Genomic DNA, 24,925 nt, shown 5'->3' on the forward strand with positions numbered 1-24,925 from the left:
GTTCCTCGTCTCTCATGACCTCAACTTCTCGAACCGCCCGGTGCGGACCCGCATGCCGGGTGGTGTGGCAGGGGCGCAGCCTATGAGGGCTGCCCCCTATGCCGATTGTTGTTACCCTTGCTTCCCGGGTTTTCTTGTGCAGGGAACTCGAGCGCCGCAGTCGTGCCCAAAAGATCCACATCCTTTGGAAACAGATCGCATGCTGCGCTTCGACAACCGCCTGGTGCATGAACTGCCCGGCGACACCGACACCCGCAATCACCCCCGCCCGGTCCACGGCGCCGTCTGGTCGCCCGTCACGCCAACGCCCGTGGCCGCGCCGCGCCTGCTGGCCTGGTCGCGGGAAATGGCCGAGATGCTGGGACTCGATGAGCGCGAACTCCACTCCCCTGACTGGCTCGCGGCGCTTTCCGGCAATGGTCTCCTGCCTGGCATGGAGACTTACGCCACTTGCTACGGTGGCTACCAGTTCGGCTCGTGGGCTGACCAACTCGGCGACGGGCGCGCCATCTTTCTCGGCGAGGCGGTCAACGCCACCGGTCAGCGTTTCGAGCTACAACTGAAAGGTGCCGGCCGGACCCCGTATTCACGACGCGCTGACGGCCGTGCCGTACTTCGTTCGTCGATCCGCGAGTTCATCTGCAGCGAGGCGATGCACCACCTGGGCATCCCGACGACGCGGGCGCTGTCCCTCGTCGCCACCGGCGAAGCCGTCGAACGCGACATGTTCTACGACGGCCGCCCGGCCGATGAACCCGGCGCGATCGTCTGCCGGGTAGCGCCGTCCTTCACCCGCTTCGGGCATTTCGAACTGCCGGCATCGCGTGGTGACGAGGTACTGCTCCGGCAACTCGTCGACTTCACGCTGGCACGCGATTTTCCTGAAATCGACGGCGATCCGGCGCAACGCATGGCGCACTGGTTCGAGGAGATCTGCGCCCGCACGGCACGCTTGATGGTTCAGTGGATGCGCGTCGGCTTCGTGCACGGGGTGATGAACACCGACAACATGTCGATTCTCGGCCTGACCATCGATTACGGCCCGTACGGCTGGGTGGACAATTTCGACCCGGCGTGGACGCCGAACACCACCGATGCGAACGGCCGCCGCTACTGCTTCGCCCGCCAGCCGATGATCGCCCGCTGGAATCTCGAAAGGCTGGCGGAAGCACTGGCCACCATCGCCCCCGATCCCGACGCATTAAGCACGGGACTCGACCGCTTCAATGCCACCTACACGCAGGAATTCCAGCGCACTTTCTCGGCGAAACTGGGCTTCGCTGGCTGGCGTGACGGTGACGCACAGCTAGTCGAGGAGGTATTCGATCTCCTGCAACGCGCGGAAATCGACATGACCCTGTTTTTCCGCAATCTGGCGCACGTCAGCCCCGACGCCCCCACGACTGAACCGCTCGATGACGCGTTCTACGACGCCGCAAAGCTGACTGGGCACGCCGAGGCGCTGGCCGCCTGGTCGCAGCGTTGGGCCGAGCGGATTCGTGCCGACAACGAGCCCGACACCGTCCGGCAAGCGCGCATGAACGCCGTCAACCCCTGCTATGTCCCGCGCAACTACCTGACACAGGAAGCCATTGACAGAGCCGAAAATGGAGATGCAGCGGGAGTCCATGAACTGCTCGATATCCTTCGCCACCCCTACAACGAGCAGCCCGGCAAGGAGCGCTTCGCCGCCAGGCGGCCGGAATGGGCCAGGAACCGGCCCGGCTGTTCGATGCTCTCGTGCAGTTCGTGAACAACCTCACGTAGAATGAGGCTTTCCGGCTTTTTGCCACGGGGGACGACCATGCCTTTCACCACCGATCTGGTTCATGAACTGAACACCCTGATCCGCTTCGATCTGGACACCGGGCAGCAGGGGATCAAGGTGCACAAGACGGCCGACGAGAACGTCAAGGCCGCCGTGCAGCGCCTGCATGCAAAAGGGCTGATTACCCAGGTCGACGGCGGCTACCTGACCAGCCTCGGGCGGGAGGCGGCCGAACACGCACAGGTGATGCTCGGCATCCTCACGGCCGGCGTCGCCGCCGGAGTCTCCGTCACAGCCGTGTCGCCGCCAGCGAGCTGAGGAATTCGTCGGCAGCCTGGAAGCCGACGACGCGCACGCCGGGCACTTCGCGCCCTGACGGGTCGAAGAAAACAATGCCCGGCGGTCCGAAGAGTTTGAAGCGCGCCAGCAACGCCTTGTCCTCCGCGGTATTTTCCGTGACGTCGGCCTGCAGCAGCAGCCAGCCGGAGAGCTTGGCGCGGACGCGCGGGTCGCTGAAGGTGAAGCGTTCCATCTCCTTGCACGAAACGCACCAGTCCGCGTAGAAATCGAGCATGACCGGCCGACCGGCGCTGGCGACACGAGCGTCAAGCTCCGCCAGCGAGCGCACCCGCTCGAACGGCAACGGGCGTATCTCGCCGCTGTCGGCCATACCGATCGCCGCCAGCGGCCGCAGGGGATCGCGCGCCCCCGACAGCACCCCGACCAGCATCGCCGCACCGGTCAGCAGCATGACCACCCCGATCGCCTTGCCGAAGCGCTGCCAGCCGTGCGCCAGAGGTGGCAGCGGGTCGAGGGCATGCAAATAGACCGCCGGGACGATCAGCAGCAACGCCCAGGCGAGCATCTGCGCGACGACGGGAATCAGCGGGCTGACGATCCACACCGCACTGGCCAGCAGGATGACGCCAAAGACCTTGTTGATTGCCGCCATCCAGGGACCGGCCTTGGGCAAAAGGCTCCCCGCCGACAACCCGATCGCCAGCAAAGGCACGCCCATGCCCAGCCCCAGGCTGAACAGCGCCAGTCCACCGAGCAGCGCGTCGCCGGTGCTGCCGATATAGAGCAACGCACCGGCCAGCGGCGCGGCCACGCACGGCCCGAGCACCAGCGACGAAAGCGCTCCCATCAGCGCCACCGCCGGCAGGTGGCCACCACGCAGCTGCGCGGACTCCTCGGAAATCCGGCTCTGCAGGAACGAGGGCATTTGCAGCTCGAACAGGCCGAACATCGACAACGCCAGCACCACGAAGAGCAGCGCCATTCCGCCCAGCACCCAAGCGTTCTGCAAAGCGGTTGAAATCAGCGTCCCGGTCAGCCCGGCGGCCACGCCGGCGGCGGCGTGCGTCACGGCCATCCCGAACACGTAGGCCAGCGACAGGGCGAAGGCCCGCCCTCGCGAAACCGGCTGGCCGCCGCGGCCGGCGCCAAGAATGATCCCCGAGAGGATCGGCAACAAGGGGAAGGTGCATGGCGTCAGTGACAGCAACAGTCCGAAGCCGAAAAAGCTGACGGCCACCCACCAGAACGAGGCGTTCGCCAGCATCGCGGCAATGCGCCCGGATTCGTCGCCGCCCGCCCCCACGGCTGGCGGAGCAATCGAAGCAATCGGTGCCGCCGACGGATCAGGCAACTCAACACTGACCGTCTGTTTCTGTGGCGGATAGCAGACACCGAGGTCGGCACACCCCTGCGACGTCACCTGCAGAACCAGCGGCAGCTTTCCGGAACTGTTGCGCTCGACCGGCAGACGGATCGCCACCTCCCGGTAATAGACCTCGACCTGGCCGAATGTCTCGTCCATCTTTTCCTTGCCCTGCGGGAAGACGGGAGCGCCAAAGCGCACCGAGTCGGGCTGAACGGCAAAGCGGAACTTGTCGCGATAGAGGTAATAGCCGTCGGCGATGCCGAAACGTACTTCCACGGTCTGGCCGTCCAGTGCGCTGGCCGACGGCCGGAACGCCTGCTCGGGCGGCAGCAGTTCGACCGCTCCTGCAACCGCACAGGCCAGCCAGAGGAAAAGAAAACACAAAACACGCTTCATGTTGGCAGCCAGTTGTCCTTCTGCGTTTCCGCGGCCAGCCAGGCCAGGTAATCAGGCAATCCCTGCGCCACCGGCAAGGCAATAATTTCCGGCAGTTCATAGGGATGCCGCGCGCGAATCGCCGCTTCGAGCGCCTCGTAGCGCGCCTCGGTCGTCTTGATCAGCAGCGGCACCTCGTCGGTCTCCTCGACCTCCCCTTTCCAGCGGTAGATCGACCGGCACGAAGACAACACGTTGACGCACGCCGCGAGCTGGTCCTCGACGAGGAAGCGCGCCAGCTCTTCGGCCGACTGGCGATCCGGCAGGTTGGTCAGTACGACGAGAATGCTCACTTCGATTCGCTCCGAAAAATCAGGCCGGCGACACGCGCCAGAAATCGACATCGCCACCACGTTCCAGACATTCGGCGAGGCGAAGATCCGGCTGCGGCGTACCGGCGGCGTCGAAAAAGCGCGCCGCCGCCGCGCGCTGCATCAAGCCGGCAGGGATCAATAATAGACGCACACTCCCGCCGTTGGCTGCGACCTCGAACGCCGGCTGACGCGCGACCCGCCCGGTGGTCTTGTCCCGCACCTCGACGGAACGCGGCAACGCCCCCTCGGGAAACAGATTGATTTCCGCACAGAGCAAACCGTCATCCCGCTGCAGTATGCCGGTCACCACCGCCAGCAGGAAGTGATTCGTTTGCCGGATCGCCAGCAGGCTGCGCAGCGCCAGCCGCGAACCACCGTCCGCCGGCGCGCGCAACAGCACGAGCTTCTCCCCCTCCCGGAACGCGAGACGCCAGGATTCGAGAGGCTGTTGTTCGGCCGCAGAATCTTGGCGCACGACATGCCCGAAAACCGCCAGCTGTTCCTTGAACAAGCGATCATCGACGGACACGTTCGGGTTCAGTTCGGCATGAAGCCCCTCGCCACCCATCAGCGCATGGATCCGTGGCAAGCCCGTGCCAACGGCGAGCCGCGGCATGTTGTCGGACACCCCGGCGAGACCGAACGGCGGCCGCTGCAGGTGCCCGGCCAGCTCTTCCAGCAGCATCCGGCATGTCGCAGCCGGCACTCCGCTCCCCAGCTTGAGGTCATCCGGCGACTCGCCGGCATCCAGCGCCGCCATCCGGCTACGAATCTTGCGCAGGACGCGATCGAGCGACAGCCAGCGGGGCTGGCGCGGCGCATTCAACGGATTGCTGACCGGAGCCGCTCCGGCCAGGTCGAGCACGATCATCCCGTCCTTGGCAGCCGGCCCCGGCGTGCAGAGAACCGCAGCCTGTTCGCGCCAGCGCGCCAGCCAGCGCGCCACGGCGGCGAAGTGGGCACTCGCAAGCGTCTGCGGGCAGGACAGGTGCAGCATCACGGCCATGGCATATTGACCGGTGATCGTCGATTCCCGCGTCTCGCCAAGCAGGCGGTCTTCGACGAGTTCGGCAGCCACGCCAAGGCGCTCGGCGGCAAGAAAAGCGGCGTGCAGGCGTTTCCAGAAATCCGCGCCGGGTTCGACGCCCGCCGCATAGCAATGCATCTGCTCCCGGCGCAGGCAGGCGAGCACACGATGCGCCACTCGCGCGGCACGGCTCGACAACGAAGGATCACCCTTCGCGCAGGCATCGAGACAGATCTGATAAGCCGTTGCGCAGGTCTGCCACAGACGGCAAACCACGTCGAGTGCGTTCCGTTCGACCGGGGCCAGAGGAAGCGGCTTGTTCTCGAAGCGGCGCTGGCTCGCCGCGGTAACGGCGAACACGGCCTTGCGCAGCGCTTCCAGCGTGCGGAAGCGTTCTCGCGGTGTGACGGCAACCTGGCAGAACGCGGCGATCTGCGCCTGAAGATTTTCCAGCATGGCCGGCACATTGGCTTGCGGCTGCGCCGCGAGCCAGCGCTCTGCACTCGCCGAATCACGAAAAAGCGCAGGAATCCGCGCCGTCTTGTCTGCCTGCAGAGACTTGTTCATTCATCCCCCTCGAGGCGCCTCGCCCAAGTCTGAAAATGAATCCGGCATCATAAGCGAAAACCGGCCGCTTACGCCGGCCGGTTTCCCTTGACGCCCAGGATTCCTGGGGACGATTTCTTCGCTACTTACTTCGCCGGATCTTCGCACAGCTCCATCAGCACGCCAGCGGTCGACTTCGGATGCAGGAAGGCGATGTTGAGGCCTTCGGCGCCCTTGCGCGGGGTCTTGTCGATCAGTTGCACGCCATTGCCGGCGAGTTCGTCCAGGTTGGCCTGCAGGCCGTCGGCGGCAAAAGCCACGTGATGGACGCCTTCACCCTTCTTTTCGATGAACTTGCCGATCGGCCCTTCCGGATCGGTGGATTCCAGCAGTTCGATCTTCGTCTGGCCGATCTTGAAGAAGGCGGTGCGAACTTTCTGCTCGGCGACTTCCTCGATCGAATAGCACTTCATGCCGAGTTTCTTTTCCCAGAACGGGATGGCGTCGTCCAGGCTCTTGACGGCGATACCGAGATGTTCAATATGCGTGAGATTCATTGCGACTTTCCTTTAGAACGATGATGAAACAGACTATTGCAGAAACCAGAAACAAGGCGAAATTATCCTCCAATTTGCATCGACCGTGACCGGCGCTGCGGAAAACCGCAAGGCCAACCGTCCTCAGCGCGGACTCACGCCCGCCGGCGACAGGCCCATACGCAAAGTACGACCCCGGCCAGGATCATCGGCAACGACAGCCATTGCCCCATGCTGATGGTCTCGGACAGGCCGAAGATTCCCGCATCCGGCGTCCGGAAATATTCGGCGACAAAACGGAACGCGCCGTAGCCGATGAGGAACGCCCCGGACACGGCGCCACGCGGCTGCTCCCGGCCGGAAAACAGCCAGAGGATGACAAACAGGGCGATTCCCTCCAGCCCGACCTGGTAGAGCTGCGACGGATGCCGCGGCAGGTTGTCGACGTGCGGGAAAACCATCGCCCAAGGCAGCGCCGGATCAGCGACCCGCCCCCACAATTCGCCATTGATGAAATTGCCGATGCGGCCGGTCGCGAGCCCGAGCGGCACCAGCGGCGCGATGAAGTCGGTGACGTCCAGCCAGCTCCGCCCGGTCTTGCAGACATACAGCGCCATCGCCACCAGGACGCCGAGAAAACCGCCATGGAACGACATGCCGCCGTGCCACACCGCGAGCATTTCCAGCGGATGCTGCAGATAGTAGGCCGGCTCGTAGAACAGAATCTGTCCGAGACGGCCACCGGCGATCACGCCGATCACACCGTAAAAGAGCAGGTCGTCGAGTTCAGCGACGCGCCAGCCGTCACGGATCAGCCGCGGATGCGTCAGAATCCGATGGCGGCCCAGCCACCAGAATTGCAGGAAGGCCAGCAGGTACATCAACCCGTACCAGCGCACGGCCAACGGGCCGATTTCCAGGGCTATCGGGTCAATCTTGGGATAGATCAGCATGGACTTGGATGTTTGCTCCGCGGGGGCAAGCGGCAGGGCTTTCGGATAGAATCGCGATTATAGCCCGTCACCCTTGCCCGCCACTGGCGGCGTTTTTCATTTGGAGACCTGACATGCCCGCCTATCGCTCCCGCACCTCGACCCACGGCCGCAACATGGCCGGCGCCCGCGCCCTGTGGCGCGCCACGGGGATGAAGGATGGCGACTTCAGCAAGCCGATCATTGCCGTGGTCAATTCCTTCACCCAGTTCGTTCCCGGCCACGTGCATCTCAAGGACCTGGGTCAGCTGGTTGCCCGTGCCATCGAGGCGGCCGGCGGCGTCGCCAAGGAATTCAACACCATCGCCATCGATGACGGCATCGCCATGGGCCACGACGGGATGCTCTACTCGCTGCCCTCGCGCGACCTGATCGCCGATTCGGTCGAGTACATGGTCAACGCCCACTGCGCCGACGCCATGGTCTGCATCTCCAACTGCGACAAGATCACCCCGGGCATGCTGATGGCCGCGATGCGCGTCAACATCCCGACCATCTTCGTCTCCGGCGGCCCGATGGAAGCCGGCAAGGTGGTGATGAACGGCAAGACCATCCACCTCGACCTTGTCGACGCGATGATCAAGGCGGCCGACGACACGGTTTCCGACGCCGACGTCGACGCCATCGAGCGTTCGGCCTGCCCGACCTGCGGCTCGTGCTCGGGCATGTTTACCGCCAACTCGATGAACTGTCTGGCCGAAGCGCTCGGCCTGGCCCTGCCGGGCAACGGCACGGTGGTTGCCACGCATGCCGACCGCAAGAACCTGTTCCTCAAGGCCGGCGCACAGATCGTCGAACTCTGCCGCCGCTACTACGAGCAGGACGACGCCTCCGTGCTACCGCGCGGCATCGCGACGTTTGACGCCTTCGAGAACGCCATGTCGCTCGACGTGTCGATGGGCGGTTCGACCAACACCGTCCTGCATTTGCTGGCCGTCGCCCGCGAAGCCGGTGTTGATTTCACCATGGCCGACATCGACCGCGTTTCGCGCAAGGTGCCCTGCCTGTGCAAGGTCGCGCCGGCCACGGAGAAATACCACATCGAAGACGTGCATCGCGCCGGCGGCATCTTCGGCATCCTCGGCGAACTCGACCGCTGCGGCCTGATCCATCGCAACACGTCTACTGTCCATGCCAAAACGCTCGGCGAAGCGCTGGACATCTGGGACGTGATGCACCACGCCCACAGCAACGAAGTCTACGAATTCTTCAAGGCGGCTCCCGGCGGCATCCCCTCCCAGACCGCGTTCTCGCAGAGCGCGCGCTATCCCGAACTGGACCTTGACCGCTCGCAGGGCTGCATCCGCGACAAAGCCAACGCCTATTCGCAGGACGGCGGACTCGCCGTGCTTTACGGCAACCTGGCGGAGGATGGCTGCATCGTCAAGACGGCGGGCGTCGATGAAAGCATCCTGAAATTCACCGGCACCGCCCACGTTTTCGAGAGCCAGGACGCGGCCGTCCAAGGCATCCTCGGCGATCAGGTCAAGCCCGGCGAAATCGTGCTGATTCGCTACGAAGGCCCGAAAGGCGGTCCAGGCATGCAGGAGATGCTCTATCCGACCTCGTACCTCAAGTCCAAGCACCTCGGCAAGGTCTGCGCGCTGGTCACCGACGGACGTTTCTCGGGCGGTTCGTCGGGGCTTTGCATCGGTCACGTTTCCCCGGAAGCGGCCGAAGGCGGCCTGATAGGTCTCGTCGAGCACGGCGATACAATCGAAATCGACATCCCCAACCGACGCATCCATCTCGCCATCCCCGACGCCGAGTTGCAGAAGCGTCGCGCCGCGATGGAAGCACGGGGCGACAACGCCTGGCAACCGGCCGAGCCGCGCCAGCGCATCGTTTCCACCGCACTGCAGGCCTACGGCCTGATGGCCACCTCGGCCGCGAAGGGCGCCGTGCGCGACCTGAACCAGCTCAAGCGCCGTTGATCCGATGGCACTGAGCACCTGGCTGGCCTTCCTGCTCGCCGCCATCCTGATCGCAGTCTCCCCGGGACCGGGCGCGGCGACGAGCATGAGCGTCGGTCTGCGTCATGGTTACCGGGCGGCGCTGCGGGCCATCGGCGGACTGCAGACGGCGCTGCTGATCCAGCTGGGTATCGTCTTTGCCGGCTTGGGCGCGCTGCTGATGGCCTCGACGACGGCGTTCGAGATCATGAAATTCATCGGTGCCGGCTATCTGGTCTGGCTCGGCATCCAGAAGTGGCGCGACGTCCCGCAGGCGCTTGACGACACATCGGCCACCGACCGGCCGAACGGGCTGTTCGTCCAGGGGCTGCTGGTCAACCTGACCAATCCCAAGGCGATCGTCTTCATGGCCGCGCTGACACCGCAATTCATCGACCCGTCACGTTCGCAATGGCTGCAGTTCCTGATCCTAAGCACGACGATGTGCGGTGTCGACACGGTAGTGATGTCCGGCTACGCCCTGCTCGCCACCCGGCTGCGACGCTGGCTGCGCGACCTGCGGGCAATGCGGGCGCAGAACCGTTTCTTCGGTGGTATATTCGTCGGCGCCGGACTCTTGCTGGCAACGACATCCCGAAACTGAAAACTTCTGGCCAGCCATCTCCTGACGGCCAGCCATGCCCCGGAGTGCTACGCATGAAAATTAGCGCAATCTGTCTGGCCGCCGCATTCGGCGTCCTCGCTTCCGGCTCCGCGCTGGCCGACGAAGCACTGGCCAAGTCGAAAGGTTGCCTGGCCTGCCACACGATCGATAAAAAGCTGACCGGCCCAAGCTACAAGGATATCGCCCAGGAATACGCCGGGCAGAAAGATGCCGAGGCGCGTCTGGTCAATGCGATCCTCAAGGGCACACCCACGCCGGCGGGTGTCGGCTGGCAGAAGAAGGGCAAGGCGCTCCTCCCGTTCATGCCGCCCAACGCCTCGGTCAAGCCTGACGACGCGGCAAAGCTGGCGAAGTGGATTCTCAGCCTGAAATAATTCCGCCACCCAACCGGCCAATCAAGCCTCCTCCGCGGAGGCTTTTTGTTGTCAGCGGAACGACTCCGGTTCAATCTGGTGGCGCGCCAGCTTGTCGTACAGCGTTTTCCGCGGCAGGTGCAGAGATTCCGCCGCCGCGGCCACGTTGCCGCGCGTGCTGCGCAGCGCTTCACGGATCAGGCTGCTTTCGTAGTTGTCGAGGCGAGCGGCGAGCGAAACGGCCGCTGTCTCGATGCTTTCCAGACCGTCGCCAACCCCGAGGCAGAGCCGTTCGGCAACGGCTTTCAGCTCGCGCACGTTGCCCGGCCAGTCGTGATGCTGCCAACGGAAAAGATCCTGCTCATCCCATGCCGGCGCCTCGCGGTTGAAGCGCTGACTGGCCTGCGACAGAAAGTAGGTCATCAGTGGCGCGATGTCGTTGAGACGCTGGCGCAACGGCGGCAGTTCGATGGTCACCACGTTCAGCCGGTAGTACAGGTCAGCGCGAAAACCACCCTGATCCGACAGCCGCTTGAGGTCGGTTTTGGTCGCCGCGACGATGCGGCAGTTCACCGGAATGCTGACGTTGCTGCCCAGGCGCTCGACGCAGCGCTCCTGCAACACGCGCAGCAGCTTTACCTGCAGCGCCAGCGGCATCGATTCGATTTCGTCGAGGAACAACGTGCCGTTGCTGGCGTACTCGATCTTGCCGATGCGCCGCTTGTCGGCCCCGGTAAACGCCCCGGTCTCGTGGCCGAAGATCTCGCTTTCGAACACCGATTCCGGCAAGGCGCCGCAATTGAGCGCCACGAACGGCCCGGTGCGACCGCTGCGCGCGTGCAGCGCGCGCGCCACCACTTCCTTGCCGGTGCCGGTTTCGCCGTGGATCAGCACATCCACGTCGGTCGGCGCCAGCGAATCGATCGTCCGGACCACGCGCTGGAGGCTCTCCGACGCGCCGATCAGCGGCATCTCGCGCATGGTGCCGAGTTGTTCGCGCAGCACACGGTTTTCCGTGAGCAGGGCACGGCGTTCCAGTGCCCGGCGCACGACGTCGACGAGCCGCGGCGAACTGAACGGCTTTTCGATGAAATCGTAGGCGTGCGCACGCATCGCCTGGACGGCCATCGAGACGTCGCCGTGGCCGGTGATCAGGATGACCGGCACATCACGGTCGCGCTGCCACATGACGTCGAGCAGCTCCAGCCCGCTCATGCCGGCCATGCGCACATCGCTGACGACCACCGACGGCGGATCGTCCGCGCAGGCCGCCAGCGCCTTCTCCGCGCCGGCAAAGGTGCGCACCTCCAGTTCGGCCAGCTTCAGCGCCTGCGCGCAGGCGCGCAGCACTGTCTCGTCGTCTTCGATCAGGTAGACCGGCCGCGCCGTCTGCGCACCGGTTTCGTCCACACTCATGCCTCCTCCGCCTCCTCCAACTCCACGGTGAATTCCGCGCCGCCGCCGTCGCCGTTACGGGCGTCGAGAGTACCGCCCAGTTCGCTGGCGATCATGCGCGAAATGGCCAGCCCCAGCCCGAGTCCCTGCCCGACGGACTTGGTGGTGAAAAATGGCTCGAAGAGATGCGGCAGCGTCGCCGCGGCGATCCCGCTCCCGCGGTCCCGCACCACGATGCGCACCCGCCCGTCCGCCCGGCTGGCGGAGACATCGACAAGTTTTTCCGCCGACTCCGCCACAGCATCCAGCGCGTTGAGCAGAAGATTGACCAGCACCTGCTCGAGTCGCTGCGGGTCCGCCCACACCTGCAGATCGTCCGGCACGCCCCGCGTATCGATCTGCGCCTCGACCTGCCGCCGCCGCGCCTCGACCAGCATCAACGCCTGGACCACAACGCCGGCCACACCCACCGGGCGGCGCTCCAGCGCCGGCTTGCGCGTGAAGCTCTTGATCTCGCCCACGATACGCCCCATGCGCGCAGCCATCTGGCGGATCAGCCCGAGGTTTTCGCGGACTTCGGCAACATCACCACGTTCGAGCAAGCCGACCGCGTTGTCGGCAAAGGTATGCAAGGCGGTCAGCGGCTGATTCAGTTCGTGGCTGATCCCTGCGGCCATCTGCCCAAGCACGGCGAGCTTGCCGGCCTGCACGGCACTGTCCCGCGTTTCGCGCAGGATGGTCTCCGTCGTTTTCAGCGCACCGACCTTTTCCTCCAGCGAAGCGTTGGTCGCTGTCAGGTCAGCCGTCCGCTCGGCGATACGCTTCTCCAGGTCGGCATACGCCTGGCGCAACGCCGCCTCCGCCTGCCGACGCTCGTGATAGCGCTTGATGTTCAGGCGGAAGAAGAACAGCACCGACAGCGCGAAGGCCACCGCCAGGCCCGTCGCCACCCCGGCCAGCAGCGCGTTCTGCCGCTCCTGCCGCGTCGAGGACAGCAGAACGATCGACCACCCTTCGGGCGCCGTCAGCACCGATTGCGCGAGATAGACCTCATCCGCCCGGTCCTGAAGACTGGCGCGAATCTGTTGCGGCTCGTCCTGCAGCTGCAAGCGGATGCCCAGGGGGCGCAGACCCTGGTCGCCGTACTGTCGAGACGCTCTGATCCGCTGCATGACGTCGGTTTCAAGCGGCATCAGGGTGCGGTACTTGAATTCCGGAACCGAGGAGAGGAAGACAACCCCGTTCGCGTCGACCAGCAGGACCGGATCACCGTTACGCACCAGGGCGGATTCGAAATCCTCGAGACTTATCTTGACGACCACCACACCGATCGGGCCATCCGGGCCGGCGATCGGCGAGGCCAGAAAATAGCCGGGCTCCCCGGTCGTCGCCCCGAGGCCGTAAAACCGGCCCAGGCCGCCATGCAACGCCAGCTGGAAATACGGGCGGAAGGCATAACTGTGCCCGATGTACGAGCTCGCCGACTGGAAGTTGCTCGCCGCCAGGGTCAGCCCGTTGCGGTCCATCAGGTACACGGCATTGATGCCCGCGCCGTGCTGCACGTCGAGAAGGTAGTTGTTGGCGGCGTCCTGCGCCTTCATGTCCGCGGGATTGGCCAGCAGCGCCAGCAACCGCTCCTCCATCGCGATGACACGGGGCAGCGACTCGTTGCGTGAAAGCAGGGACTGCAGGCTCATGCGGTAGAACTCGACATGATGCCGGGACTGCTGTGCCAACAGATCGAGTTGACGAGCCAGCACCGCCTCACGCACGCCCCACCCCGCCAGCACACAAACGACCAGGGCAAAGGTGAGCCGCAGCACCGAGCGGGCCCAGGCACGGCCGCTCCAGGCAGCGAGACTGGCAATATGCATGCGTTCCTTTCCCTGTTCAAAGATGAAGCCACTCGCCTGTCGGACGAGCTCTTTTCAGTATTTGGCGGTGATTATGCGGCACAAGGCCAAATCCGCTCCAGACAAAAACACGGGGATCACCGTGTCTGAGCGCCAAACAAATGCACGAGCCTCGTCGTGTGCGGAAATCCGCACATCTAAAAAATAGGATTCCGGAAAACCCGACACGGCGCTGTTGCCGCAGCCCATTGCTCCACACGGGAAGGCCCTTGTTTCAACAGTTTGCACGGACGCCTCCGAAGCCTTCTCGCTGGCACAGGTTTTGCTGAATACTGGCCGATCGTCACGCCTGCCGGCGCTGTTTATCAAACGTGATGTTTCGTGCTCTTTCCGCATCCGTTTCCTGCAGGCGAGCGGTAAAACTCAATACTCACCAAGGAGGGTTTAACAATGAAAAGCAGTCGACGTCTTCTCTGTGCCGTTGCCGTACCACTCGCCATGGCACTGTCCACCCTGCCCGCGGTCTCCTCGGCGCAGGACATCAAACGCGGCGACCACTACATCACTGTGCTGACCGGCCCCTCCAGCGGCATCTACTTCCCGATCGGCGGCGCCTTCTCCACCCTGATCGGCAAACTGGGCTACAAGGCGTCTGCCACCGCGACCGGCGCCACCGCCGAGAACATCAACGCCCTCCAGACCGGCCAGGGCGAAATCGCCATCGCCATGTCCGACGCGGTCATCCAGGCGGTTGAAGCCTTCGGCGCGTACGAAGGGAAGAAACCGGCGGCTAACCTGCGTGCCCTGATGGGCCTCTGGCCGAACGTTGTCCAGATCGTGACCACCGCGGATTCGGGCATCAAGTCGTTCGCAGAACTCAAGGGCAAGCGGATCGGCGTGGGCGCCCCCAATTCCGGCGTGGAAATCAACGCCAGGATGATCTTCGAAGCGCACGGCATGACCTACAAGGACGTCAAGGTTGATTACCTCAATTACGGCGAAGCCATCGACCAGATGAAGAACGGCCTGATCGACGCTGCGTTCGTCACCTCCGGCCTGGGCAACGCAACCATCCGCGAACTTGGCGTAACCAAGAAGATCGCCTTTGTTCCGGTAGACGGCGAAGCCCGGCAGCGGCTGATCAAGAAGTACCCCTTCTACATCGAGTCGAACATCCCCGCAGCAACCTACGGCACCCCGGTCGACACGCCGACCACCGCCGTGATGAACATCCTGGTGGCCGACAAGAAGCTCCCGGCCGAGGTCGTTCACGACATCCTGAAGAACGTCTTCTCGCCCGCCGGACTGGAGACCATCCAGGGCGCCCACGCCACGGCCAAGAACAACATCAAGCCTGAAACCGCCTTGCGCGGCGTGACCGGTACATCGGTCCCGCTCCACGAAGGGGCGATCCGCTATTACAAGGAAGCAGGCCTGATGAAATAGGGCACGCGGGTGTCACTCGCCTGCATGACGCGTCATGGCGTCTGGCGTGCGCTTGTTAATTCGTGCGCCAGGCGCGTCGTTTCGGCCTCTTCCATCCTTCTGCTCTGGGGGTGCGCGGCACACCCGACGCAGGAGGCCGTTCTGCGTATCCATGACTGGAAGACAGGCCGTGTGTACGTGGAGGCGCCCGCGCGGGTCAACAGTCGCCTTTTGTTCGCCTGGGTCCACTCCCTCGAAAAGATTCCCTGGAACGAGTACTACCACGTCGACGAGCACCTCAACCTGATCCTCGACGAGATCACGTTCCCGGCGTTCGGGGCGGGGATTCCGGAAGACAAGGGGCGCGTCACTTTCATCAAGGACGGGCTGATCCACATGCAGGACATCGATCAGCCGTTTGCCGAACTTGTATGGCTTAACTCGCACTTTTCAACACGTGAACTGGTGCTCGACGGCATGCAGATCACGCGTGGCAGCGAACTCCCCGAGCACACCCGATTGCGGCTCGTTATCGAAAAAGCGGACAAAGGTGAACCAAAATGGCTGAAATGAAGCAAGACGATAAAAAAACCGGCGACGGCCTGCGCGCCGACACCGGCCAAGACGGCTCGGACGAGGCCATTGCCAAGGCCATGGCCGGCGAACTGACAGAAGAGCAACTGAATCTGATCAAGGACCTGGACAAGGAATCCAGCGTGCGCAAACTGGCGACGCCATGGATCGCCAAGCTGTTCTATCTGGCCTGCATCGGGGTGACGCTGTACCACTTCATCACCTCGCTGGTCGGCACACCGGTCGTTCTCGAGCACCGCTCGCTGCACGTCTCGATGATGCTCGCGCTCTGCTTCATCATGTACCCGTTCAGCAAGCGAAGCGACTTCAAGCATGTTTCCTGGTGGGACTGGCTGCTCGTCGTTTTGTCCATTTCGGTGGCAGTGTACGTCTGGGTCGACTACCTCGGCGTGGTCGAGCGGGCGGGCATGCCCAACACGCCCGACCTCGTCGTGGCAACGCTATTGACGGTACTCGTCATGGAAGCCGCGCGCCGTTCCGCCGGCTGGGCACTGCCGATATTGAGCTTGCTGTTCATTGCCTACGGCCTGTACGGGCGGAGCGTGCCCGGGGTCTTCGGTCACCGCGGCTACACCTGGATGCAGCTTTCCAACCATTTCTTCGCCAATACCGAAGGCATCTTCGGCACCTCGGTCAGCGTGGCGGCGAGTTACATCTTCCTGTTCATCCTGTTCGGGGCGGTGATGGGTAAATCCGGCATGGGTGCCTTCTTCAACGACCTGGCCATGGCACTGGCCGGGCATACCAAGGGCGGACCGGCCAAAGTCGCGGTGATGTCCTCCGGGCTGCTCGGTTCGATCAACGGGTCCGCCGTCGCCAACGTGGTAACCACCGGCGCGTTCACGATCCCGCTGATGAAGAAGACCGGCTACTCGAAGGATTTCGCCGGTGCCGTGGAAGCGTCGTCGTCCGTCGGCGGACAACTGCTGCCGCCGGTCATGGGTGCCGCGGCATTCATCATGGCCGAGATATTGAGCGTCCCCTATTCGACCATCATCATCCACGCAGCCATTCCAGCCTTGCTGTACTACCTCGGGATCATCGTCCAGGTTCAGTTGCGCGCCGGAAAAACCAATCTGGTCGGTTTGCCGAAGGACCGCCTGCCGCTGGTCAAGGATGTCATGAAGGACAAGGGGCATCTGCTGATCCCGATCTTCCTCCTGCTCTACCTGCTGCTCTTCTCGGGCACCACCGTCGTCTTCTCGGCCGTCATCACTATCGTCGCAACCATCGTCGTGGCGGCCTTGAAAAAGAGTACCCGGATGAGTTTCAAGGACATTCGCGATGCGTTTGCCGACGGCGCCACGCAAACCGTGGCCGTCGCCATCGCCTGCGCCTGTGTCGGGATCATCATCGGCGTCACCTCCAAGACCGGCTTCGGGCTGACCATGGCGAACACGATCATCACGCTCGGCGGCAAGAGCCTGGTCATCACGCTCGTCTTCACCATGATCACCTGCATGATCCTGGGCATGGGCGTGCCGTCGATCCCGGCCTACATCATCACCGCCACCGTCGCCGCTCCGGCCTTGGCCAAACTCGGCATCCCGGTCATCGCCGCGCACATGTTCTCCTTCTACTACGCCATGTTCGCCAACCTCACGCCGCCGGTCGCACTGGCGGCCTTCGCGGCAGCGGGCGTATCGGGCGGCGACCCGATGAAGACCGGTTTCGCGGCGGTCAAGCTGGCCATCGCCGGCTTCATCGTGCCGTTCATGTTCGTATACTCGCCGCAATTGCTCCTCATCGACACGACCTTCCTGGAAGGGCTGCGTGTCGCTATTGGCGCCTGCATCGGTGTATTCATGATCAGTGTCGCGGTTGAAGGCTATCTCTTCACCCGAACGAACATTCTCGTGCGGCTTGTCGCTGCCGCCGGCGCTTTTGCCCTGATCGACAGCGGCGTCTACTCCGACATCGTGGGATTGGGCGCGTTGATTCTGCTGGTGGCGTACCAGTACTTTTCGGCGAAGAAGGCCAATCCCCCGTTGCCGGCCTGATTTCCAACAACTCCTTTGACAATACTGCCCAATGCGCTTTCATGCGCTTGGGCAGTTTTTTCATTACGGCTTTCCGACCACGCGCAAGCGCGCCCGGCGCCCCGGACTCGGTATACTGTGCGCTTCTTTCGACAGATCTCCGCGCCTACAAGCCTCCTCGACGGTGCCACCAACGATTCCTTCACCCACCCGCATCCTCGGCATCGATCCGGGACTGCGCATCACCGGCTTTGGCGTCATCGAGAAGCTCGGCAGCCGGCTGACCTACGTCGCCAGCGGCTGCATCCGCACCGACGCGACGACCTCGCTCCCGGCACGACTGGGTACGATCAACACCGGAATCAATGAACTGCTGCAAAAATACGAACCCGATCAGGCTGTCATCGAAATCGTCTTCGTGAACGTTAACCCCCAATCGACGTTGCTGCTGGGTCAGGCACGCGGCGCGGCAATCACCACGCTGGTTGCCGGCGGCGTCGAGGTCGCCGAGTACACCGCGCTGCAAGTCAAGCAAGCGGTCGTCGGCAACGGGCACGCGGACAAGACGCAGGTGCAGCACATGGTGCGCCGGCTGCTGTCGCTGCCCGGCGAGCCGAGCCCCGACGCCGCCGATGCCTTGGCCTGCGCCATCGCGCACGCGCACGGCGGCCAGGGGCTGGGCGCACTGTCGACAAAGGGATTCCGGATTCGCAACGGCCGGATGATCCTGGGTAAATTGAAAGAGGGCACCAACGAATGATCGGGCGACTGACTGGGGTACTGCTGGAAAAGACACCGCCACAGGTGGTAATCGATGTACATGGCATCGGCTACGAGGTCGACGTGCCGATGAGCACGTTTTTCAACCTGCCGGGGCTCGACGAAAAAACCACGCTGCTCACCCACTTCGTGGTTCGCGAGGACGGCCAGTTCCTTTTCGGCTTCGGTACGGAAGGCGAGCGTTTCGCCTTCCGGCAACTGCTCAAGATTTCCGGCATCGGCGCGCGCACAGCGCTCGCCGTGCTGTCCGGGCTATCGGTCGGCGAACTCGCTGAAGCCATTGCCCGCCAGGAAGTCGGCCGCCTTACCAAGGTTCCGGGCATCGGCAAGAAGACCGCCGAACGCTTGCTGCTGGAACTCAAAGGCAAACTTTCCGATGCGTTGCCGACCGCTCATCGCGCCGCCGACGACAGCCAGCACGACATCATCAATGCCCTGCTGGCCCTGGGATACAATGATCGCGAAGCGTCGGCGGTCATGAAACAGTTGCCGCCGGGTCTCTCAGCGTCGGACGGCATTCGCCAGGCCCTCAAACTTTTGTCCAAAGCGTAAATGCACCAGATCACTTCCGCCCAGAAACAGATCATCCAGATCGCCATCGTCGCCCTGCTGCTGATCGGCTGCATCGCGGTGCTGCTGCCGTTCACCGGGACGCTCTTGTTCGCGGTGGTTATCTGCGTCACCACCGCACCGCTACGCGACCGCATGGTGACGCTCTGCCGCGGACGCAGCCACCTCGCCGCATTGCTGATGTCGATTCTGCTCGTGCTTCTGTTGCTCGCGCCGCTGGCCCTGCTCTCCGGCACACTGGCCCAGGGCATCGAAACGGCGCTGCGCTATTTCCGGCCGATGCTCGAAACAGGACTGCCTGCCGACCCGCCCAACTGGATGAGCAACTGGCCGCTCATCGGCAACGTCATCGATACGTACTGGCATGAACTCGCCGCCAGCCGCGAAGAAATGAACAATCTCCTGCGCCAGCTGATCGACCCGACCCGCAAGATGGCCGTCGCCACGGTCTCGCTGCTCGGCCAGGGGCTGATCCAGCTGATGCTGGTCATCTTCTTCGTCTTCTTCATCTTCCGCGACGCCGAGAAATATGCCGCTGCAATGCGCAACGGCGCGCGCAAGATTGCCGGCGACCTCGGCCAGCGGATGCTCAAGCTGGCTGAAGGCACGGTCACCGGGGTGATGGTCGGCATCGTCGGCACCGCTGCCGCGCAGGCGCTCGTCGCCATGATCGGCTACGCCATCGCCGGCGTTCCCGGCGTCGCCATGCTCACCTTCACCACCTTTATTTTCTCCATGGTCCCGGTCATCGGCGCCACCCTGATCTGGCTCGGTGCCGCCGTGTGGCTCTACGACAGCGGGCAGACCGGCTGGGCGATCTTCATGGTGCTGTGGGGCATGTTCGGCATCAGCAGCGTCGACAACTTCGTCAAGCCGATACTCATCTCGCGCACCTCCAGCCTGCCCTTGCTGCTGATCGTCGTCGGCATCTTCGGCGGCGTCCTCGTCTTCGGCTTCATCGGTCTGTTCCTCGGCCCGATGCTCCTCGCCCTCGGCCAGGTGCTGATCCGCGAGTGGCTGGCGCTGACTGAATACGAAGAGCAACCGTCCATATGATCGAGACCGATTCCTTCGAGGCGTTCGACGAAGCTCCGCTCGACCGGCTGATCTCGCCCGAGTCAAAATCAAGTCAGGAAGACGCGATCGAGCGTGCCCTGCGCCCGAAGCGTCTCGCCGACTACGTCGGCCAGGCCAAGATTCGCGAGCAACTGGGCATCTTCATCGAAGCCGCCAAGCGGCGCAAGGACACCCTCGACCACGTCCTGCTCTTTGGCCCACCCGGCCTGGGCAAGACCACCCTGGCGCACATCATCGCCGCCGAGATGGGCGTCAACCTGCGCCAGACCTCCGGCCCCGTGCTCGAACGTGCCGGCGACCTCGCCGCGATGCTCACCAACCTCGAACCGCACGACGTGCTGTTCATCGACGAAATCCACCGCCTCTCGCCGGTCGTCGAGGAAATCCTCTACCCGGCGATGGAGGATTTCCAGATCGACATCATGATCGGCGAAGGCCCCGCCGCGCGCTCGGTGAAACTCGACCTGCCGCCGTTCACGCTGGTCGGCGCCACCACCCGCGCCGGGATGCTGACCAACCCGCTGCGCGACCGCTTCGGCATCGTCGCCCGCCTGGAGTTCTACACGCCGGAAGAACTCACGCACATCGTCACGCGCTCGTCGCAACTGCTCAAGGTACCCGCCGATCCAGCCGGCGCCCTGGAGATCGCCCGCCGCTCACGCGGCACGCCGCGCATCGCCAACCGCCTGCTGCGCCGCGTCCGCGACTTCGCCGAGGTCAAGGCCTCGGGCCACATTACCCGCACGGTCGCCGACGAAGCGCTGTCGATGCTCGACGTCGACCACGGCGGACTGGACATCATGGACCGCAAGCTGCTCTCGGCGGTGATCGACAAATTCGGCGGCGGCCCGGTCGGCGTGGACAATCTCGCTGCGGCGATCGGCGAAGCCCGCGACACCATCGAGGACGTGCTCGAACCGTTCCTGATCCAGCAGGGCTTCCTCCAGCGCACACCGCGCGGGCGCATTGCCACGGCGGCCATCTACCGCCACCTCGGCCTCGAAACGCCCGCATCCAGCGGACAGAGCGAATTTTGGCGAAGCCAATGAAAACACCATAAAACAAGGGCTTGTCACAATTTCTTACACCAAAGCCTTCAAAGCCGAACTAGAATCCCGCCATGAAACATGAGCAGAAGCCGAACGCCTTCACGATCCCTGTTCGCATCTATTACGAAGACACCGACGCCGGTGGCGTCGTGTATTACGCCAACTACCTGAAATACCTGGAGCGCTGCCGCACCGAATGGCTGCGCTCGATCGGCCATGAACAGGGCAACCTGCTGCGCGATGACGGCATCGCCTTCGTGGTACGCAGCGTCAACCTTGAATACCTGAAACCGGCCCGGCTCGACGACCTGCTCTCCGTCAGCCTCGAAGTCGAGAAGATATCCCGTTCGCAAATCTTCTTCCGCCAGCACATCCGCCGCGGCAACCCGCGGGTCACGGACGGCTGGGAAGAGCTGATCAGCGGCAAGATTCAGATCGTCTGCGTCAGTGTGGATAGCGGCGCAGGCCAGATGAAAGTCACCTCCATTCCCGCCCCGATGCGGGCCCAACTGGAAGCCATCCAATGAACGTCTCGCAAGACCTCTCCATCCTGCACCTGATCCTCAACGCCAGTGCGGTCGTCCAGTTCGTCATGGCCGTCCTCGCCAGCGTCTCCTTCATGTCCTGGTACTACATCTTCCGCAAGTGGTTCACCGTCAAGCAAGCCAGGTCCCAGACCGAGCAGTTCGAGCGCGACTTCTGGAGCGGAGGCGATCTCAACAGCCTGTACCAGAGCGCGGTCAACGACCGCCACAGCGCCGGCAGCATGGAACGCATCTTCGAAGCCGGCTTCCGCGAATTCGCCAAGCTGCGCAGCCAGAAGAACCTCGACCCCAAGGACATCATCGACGGCTCGCGCCGGGCGATGCGCGCCACCTACCAGCGCGAGGTCGACAACATCGACGCGCACCTCGCCTTCCTCGCCTCGGTCGGCTCCGTCAGTCCCTACGTCGGCCTGTTCGGCACGGTGTGGGGCATCATGCACTCGTTCCGCGGCCTGTCGAACGTCGGCCAGGCGACGCTCTCGGCTGTCGCCCCGGGGATCGCCGAGGCACTGGTCGCCACGGCCATCGGCCTCTTCGCCGCGATTCCGGCCGTCGTTGCCTACAACCGCTTCTCCCATGAGATCGACCGCCTGGCCACCCGCTTCGAGTCGTTCATGGAAGAGTTCTCGAACATCCTCCAGCGCCAGATGCGCTAAGCGGGAGACCCCATGCGCGAACGCCGCCTGAAAAACGAAATCAACGTCGTCCCCTACATCGACGTCATGCTCGTGCTGCTGGTGATTTTCATGGTCACCGCGCCGATGATGACCACCGCCAGCATCGACGTCCCCTCGGTTGGCAAGGCCGCCGAGGCGCCGGCAGAGGCGCTGCAGGTGAATATCGATGCGAACGAGAAGTTGTCGCTCATGGACAAGGGACAGCAAACCCCGCTCGGCCAAAACGAGTTGGCGCAGGCGATCATCGACGCCCAGATCAAGAACCCCGACCGGCCGGTACTGATCGTCGGCGACAAGAACGTCAAGTACGAAGCCGTGCTGAAGGTCATGGATGAACTGCAACGCCGTCAGGTCAAGCGTATCGGCCTGCTTGTCCAGACAACCGGCAAATAGCTGCTGTGACGGCCGACGACTTCTCCCCCTTGCCTCCGGAAGAAAAGCCCAACGTCGCCGCGTTGGTGCTTTCCGCTACCGTGCACCTGCTGCTCGTCGGTGCGCTGTTTTTTGGCGTGCAATGGAAAAGCCAGGCCCCCTCGGGCGTAGCCATCGAGGTCTGGCGCTCCACGTCCGGCCCGGTCGCCGTTGCAAAGCCCGAACCAACTCCCGTTCCGCCGCCCCCCAAGCCCGAGCCGCAACCCCAGCCCAAACCAGAGCCCAAGCCCGAACCCGCGCCAGAGCCAGAGCCAGAGCCAAAAGTCGAGCCGACGCCTCCGGCCAAGCCCGACATCGCGGTCAAGGAAGAAAAGAAGAAGGAAGAACCGAAAAAACCGGAACCCAAGCCCGAACCGAAACCGGAGCCGAAAAAGGAAGAACCCAAGAAGCCTGAACCAAAGAAGGAAGAGCCAAAGAAACCCGAGCCCAAGAAAGAGGAACCGAAAAAGCCGGAGCCCAAGCCTGAGGAGCCGGCTTGGAAAAAGGCGATGGAACGCGAAGAGCGGCAACTCGACCAGCACAAGGCTGCAGCGCAAGCAGCACAAAGCCGCAACGCTGCTCTTGAGGCCGAATTCAGCCAACTCGGCCAGATGAAAGGCGCGCAGGCTGCTGCGGCCAGAAAAGCCGGTGAAGGCAAATACATTGCCGCGTTGCGAGGAAAGATCAGAGGCAACATCGTTCTCCCTCCGGGCATCAAGGGAAATCCGGAAGCGGAGTTCAAGATTACGCAGTTGCCCACCGGGGAAGTCATCGGCGTCAGAATCAGTAAATCGAGCGGCAATCGAGCCTTGGATGAAGCGATCGAACGCGCCATAAAGAAATCCGACCCGTTACCTTTGCCGGACGACCCAAGCCTGTTTCAGCGGGAACTCACCCTGAAGTACTGGCCGTTCGATGGGTAACTATTGCTCCTTGGCAAAGATTACCTTTCGTTACAAGTTCATTTTTCGCCAAGGCGATATAATTTCCCATTCTTTCGAGGAAGCCTGCGTCCCATGTTTCGAACCCCGCTCTCTTTGCGTGGCCTGAGCCTGATCGCATGCAGCGTTCTGGCCACCCTGGCACTGTCGTCGGCGCACGCCGAACTGACCATCGAAATCACCGGTGCGGGGGCCAACCGCATCCCGGTCGCCATTGCCGACTTCGGCGGTGATCTTGGCACTTCTCGCGCCATCACCACTGTCGTCCGCAGCGATCTCGAACGCAGTGGTCTGTTCCAGTTGATCGATCCGGCGGGCGCAGCCCTGACGGAAAACACCGCCCCCGCCTTCGCCGACTGGAAGAACCGCGGCGCCGACGCCTTGGCCGCCGGCAGCGTCAGCCCGAGCAACGGCCGCCAGGAAGCGCGCGTCCGACTTTACGACATCAACCGGCAGACTTCGCTCGGCGGCGCCGCGTTCACCACGTCAACCGCGATGCTGCGCGCCGCCGGCCACCGCATCGCCGACTTCATTTACGAGAAACTGACCGGCGAATCCGGCGTGTTCGCCACGCGGATCGCCTACGTGGTCAAGAACGGCCCGGCGCGCTACGAACTGCATATTGCCGACGCCGACGGCCAGAACGCCCAGGCAGCGCTGATCTCGCGCGAGCCGATCATCTCGGCGTCCTGGTCGCCGGATGGCTCGCGCCTGGCCTACGTCTCCTTCGAGAACAAGAAGCCGGTCATCTACGTACATTCGCTGGCCAGCGGCAAGCGGACCGTCATCGCCAACTTCAAGGGCTCCAACTCGGCGCCGGCGTGGTCTCCTGACGGACAGAAGCTCGCGGTCACCCTGTCGAAAGACGGCGGTTCGCAGATTTTCATGATAAACGCCGACGGTTCGGGCGCACGGCGCCTGACAACGAATTCGGGGATCAACACCGAGCCGTTCTTTGCCCCCGACGGACAGACGCTGTATTTCACCTCCGACCGCGGCGGCAGCCCGCAAATTTATCGTACCGGTGTCAACGGAGGTGACGTCCAGCGCGTTACCTTCGAAGGCAGCTACAACGTGTCCCCGCGCATCTCGCCGGACGGCAAGACGATGGCCTTCATCAGCCGCCGCGAGGGCGCTTTCCGCCTGGCGGTGATGGACCTCGCCAGCCGCCAGGTGCAGGTGCTGACCGATTCCCACAAGGACGAATCACCGTCCTTCGCGCCCAACGGCCGCATGATCCTGATCGCCACGGAACTTGGCGGTCGCGGCGTCCTGTCGGCCGTTTCGGTCGACGGGCGCATCAAGCAGCGCCTATCAATCCCGGCTGGCGACGTCCGTGAGCCGGCCTGGGGCCCCTACCTTCGGTAACGGACCGCTGAACAACCGGACACTTTCAATCTGACGCTGGAGATTCA

At 63.6% G+C, this 24,925-nt stretch carries 25 protein-coding genes; 17 read left to right on the plus strand and 8 right to left on the minus strand.

Annotation, left to right across the window (positions count from 1 at the left end):
* The first annotated feature begins 199 nt into the window (after nucleotides 1-199).
* Together BO74_RS07070 and BO74_RS07075 are read left to right on the plus strand one after the other, a co-directional pair.
* Nucleotides 200-1,753, plus strand: a complete 1,554-nt coding sequence (locus BO74_RS07070) for a protein adenylyltransferase SelO (RefSeq protein WP_496441096.1) — start codon at nucleotides 200-202, stop codon at nucleotides 1,751-1,753.
* Nucleotides 1,754-1,804: 51 nt separating this feature from the next.
* A complete protein-coding gene (locus tag BO74_RS07075; RefSeq protein WP_496441097.1) occupies nucleotides 1,805-2,086 on the plus strand; it encodes a TIGR02647 family protein in 282 nt (93 codons plus the stop codon).
* Here the strand turns inward: BO74_RS07075 and dsbD are convergent.
* The 5 genes from dsbD to lgt form a co-directional block, all read right to left on the minus strand.
* Nucleotides 2,058-3,830 (minus strand): protein-disulfide reductase DsbD, encoded by a 1,773-nt coding sequence (gene dsbD, locus BO74_RS07080; RefSeq protein ID WP_496441099.1) that lies wholly within the window; start codon nucleotides 3,828-3,830, stop codon nucleotides 2,058-2,060. The genes BO74_RS07075 and dsbD overlap by 29 nt on opposite strands.
* Nucleotides 3,827-4,213, minus strand: a complete 387-nt coding sequence (cutA, locus tag BO74_RS07085; RefSeq protein WP_496441100.1) for a divalent-cation tolerance protein CutA — start codon at nucleotides 4,211-4,213, stop codon at nucleotides 3,827-3,829. The genes dsbD and cutA overlap by 4 nt, the downstream gene beginning before the upstream one ends.
* Complete coding sequence (locus tag BO74_RS07090) at nucleotides 4,182-5,777, minus strand: cyclic-di-GMP receptor FimW-related protein (protein ID WP_496441101.1); 1,596 nt, start codon at nucleotides 5,775-5,777, stop codon at nucleotides 4,182-4,184. The genes cutA and BO74_RS07090 overlap by 32 nt, the downstream gene beginning before the upstream one ends.
* Nucleotides 5,778-5,902: 125 nt before the next feature.
* A complete protein-coding gene (mce, locus tag BO74_RS07095) occupies nucleotides 5,903-6,313 on the minus strand; it encodes a methylmalonyl-CoA epimerase (RefSeq protein WP_496441103.1) in 411 nt (136 codons plus the stop codon).
* 134 nt (nucleotides 6,314-6,447) lie between these two features.
* A complete protein-coding gene (lgt, locus tag BO74_RS07100) occupies nucleotides 6,448-7,245 on the minus strand; it encodes a prolipoprotein diacylglyceryl transferase (protein WP_496441105.1) in 798 nt (265 codons plus the stop codon).
* 113 nt (nucleotides 7,246-7,358) lie between these two features.
* Here lgt and ilvD point away from each other — a divergent pair, with 113 nt between their 5' ends.
* From ilvD to BO74_RS07115, 3 genes are read left to right on the plus strand one after another with little or no spacing between them, the layout of a single operon-like run.
* Entirely contained in the window at nucleotides 7,359-9,218 is a 1,860-nt protein-coding gene (gene ilvD / locus BO74_RS07105; RefSeq protein WP_496441107.1) for a dihydroxy-acid dehydratase, read from the plus strand.
* 4 nt (nucleotides 9,219-9,222) lie between these two features.
* The gene (gene rhtB, locus BO74_RS07110) at nucleotides 9,223-9,840 is read left to right on the plus strand and encodes a homoserine/homoserine lactone efflux protein (protein ID WP_496441109.1); all 618 of its coding nucleotides are present in this window, start codon (nucleotides 9,223-9,225) and stop codon (nucleotides 9,838-9,840) included.
* A gap of 53 nt (nucleotides 9,841-9,893) precedes the next feature.
* Entirely contained in the window at nucleotides 9,894-10,235 is a 342-nt protein-coding gene (locus tag BO74_RS07115) for a c-type cytochrome (RefSeq protein ID WP_496441110.1), read from the plus strand.
* A 51-nt stretch (nucleotides 10,236-10,286) separates the two neighbouring features.
* Here the strand turns inward: BO74_RS07115 and BO74_RS07120 are convergent, their stop codons facing one another.
* Genes BO74_RS07120 through BO74_RS07130 form a run of 3 tightly spaced genes read right to left on the minus strand, consistent with a single transcriptional unit; the run spans nucleotide 10,287 to nucleotide 13,750 of the window.
* Complete coding sequence (locus tag BO74_RS07120) at nucleotides 10,287-11,630, minus strand: sigma-54-dependent transcriptional regulator (protein ID WP_496441111.1); 1,344 nt, start codon at nucleotides 11,628-11,630, stop codon at nucleotides 10,287-10,289.
* On the minus strand, nucleotides 11,627-13,483 hold the full coding sequence (locus tag BO74_RS07125) for a sensor histidine kinase (RefSeq protein ID WP_496441112.1): 1,857 nt from the start codon (nucleotides 13,481-13,483) through the stop codon (nucleotides 11,627-11,629). Before BO74_RS07125 ends, BO74_RS07120 begins: the two co-directional genes overlap by 4 nt.
* 54 nt (nucleotides 13,484-13,537) lie before the next feature.
* Nucleotides 13,538-13,750, minus strand: a complete 213-nt coding sequence (locus BO74_RS07130; RefSeq protein ID WP_496441113.1) for a hypothetical protein — start codon at nucleotides 13,748-13,750, stop codon at nucleotides 13,538-13,540.
* Between the two features lie 162 nt (nucleotides 13,751-13,912).
* Here BO74_RS07130 and BO74_RS07135 point away from each other — a divergent pair, with 162 nt between their 5' ends.
* From BO74_RS07135 to tolB, 12 genes are all read left to right on the plus strand, one after another.
* Nucleotides 13,913-14,908, plus strand: a complete 996-nt coding sequence (locus tag BO74_RS07135) for a TAXI family TRAP transporter solute-binding subunit (protein WP_496441114.1) — start codon at nucleotides 13,913-13,915, stop codon at nucleotides 14,906-14,908.
* A 9-nt stretch (nucleotides 14,909-14,917) separates the two neighbouring features.
* Nucleotides 14,918-15,460: a DUF1850 domain-containing protein gene (locus BO74_RS07140; RefSeq protein ID WP_496441116.1), complete on the plus strand. Its 543-nt coding sequence runs from the start codon at nucleotides 14,918-14,920 to the stop codon at nucleotides 15,458-15,460.
* Nucleotides 15,448-17,481 (plus strand): TRAP transporter permease, encoded by a 2,034-nt coding sequence (locus BO74_RS07145; RefSeq protein ID WP_496441118.1) that lies wholly within the window; start codon nucleotides 15,448-15,450, stop codon nucleotides 17,479-17,481. Before BO74_RS07140 ends, BO74_RS07145 begins: the two co-directional genes overlap by 13 nt.
* Before the next feature lie 163 nt (nucleotides 17,482-17,644).
* A complete protein-coding gene (gene ruvC / locus BO74_RS07150; protein ID WP_496441119.1) occupies nucleotides 17,645-18,220 on the plus strand; it encodes a crossover junction endodeoxyribonuclease RuvC in 576 nt (191 codons plus the stop codon).
* A complete protein-coding gene (gene ruvA, locus BO74_RS07155) occupies nucleotides 18,217-18,792 on the plus strand; it encodes a Holliday junction branch migration protein RuvA (protein ID WP_496441120.1) in 576 nt (191 codons plus the stop codon). The genes ruvC and ruvA overlap by 4 nt, the downstream gene beginning before the upstream one ends.
* A complete protein-coding gene (locus BO74_RS07160; RefSeq protein WP_496441121.1) occupies nucleotides 18,793-19,866 on the plus strand; it encodes an AI-2E family transporter in 1,074 nt (357 codons plus the stop codon).
* Nucleotides 19,863-20,936 carry a Holliday junction branch migration DNA helicase RuvB gene (gene ruvB / locus BO74_RS07165; RefSeq protein WP_496441122.1) on the plus strand — a complete coding sequence of 358 codons (1,074 nt, stop codon included), beginning with the start codon at nucleotides 19,863-19,865 and terminating at the stop codon, nucleotides 20,934-20,936. Before BO74_RS07160 ends, ruvB begins: the two co-directional genes overlap by 4 nt.
* Nucleotides 20,937-21,007: 71 nt before the next feature.
* Complete coding sequence (gene ybgC, locus BO74_RS07170; protein ID WP_496441123.1) at nucleotides 21,008-21,463, plus strand: tol-pal system-associated acyl-CoA thioesterase; 456 nt, start codon at nucleotides 21,008-21,010, stop codon at nucleotides 21,461-21,463.
* Complete coding sequence (tolQ, locus tag BO74_RS07175) at nucleotides 21,460-22,137, plus strand: protein TolQ (protein WP_496441125.1); 678 nt, start codon at nucleotides 21,460-21,462, stop codon at nucleotides 22,135-22,137. The genes ybgC and tolQ overlap by 4 nt, the downstream gene beginning before the upstream one ends.
* A gap of 12 nt (nucleotides 22,138-22,149) precedes the next feature.
* Nucleotides 22,150-22,551 (plus strand): ExbD/TolR family protein, encoded by a 402-nt coding sequence (locus BO74_RS07180; protein ID WP_496441127.1) that lies wholly within the window; start codon nucleotides 22,150-22,152, stop codon nucleotides 22,549-22,551.
* Between the two features lie 5 nt (nucleotides 22,552-22,556).
* Nucleotides 22,557-23,492: an energy transducer TonB gene (locus tag BO74_RS07185; RefSeq protein WP_496441128.1), complete on the plus strand. Its 936-nt coding sequence runs from the start codon at nucleotides 22,557-22,559 to the stop codon at nucleotides 23,490-23,492.
* Nucleotides 23,493-23,585: 93 nt separating this feature from the next.
* Nucleotides 23,586-24,878, plus strand: a complete 1,293-nt coding sequence (gene tolB, locus BO74_RS07190; RefSeq protein ID WP_496441130.1) for a Tol-Pal system beta propeller repeat protein TolB — start codon at nucleotides 23,586-23,588, stop codon at nucleotides 24,876-24,878.
* Nucleotides 24,879-24,925 lie beyond the last annotated feature (47 nt).

This window comes from Propionivibrio pelophilus DSM 12018, assembly GCF_059569095.1.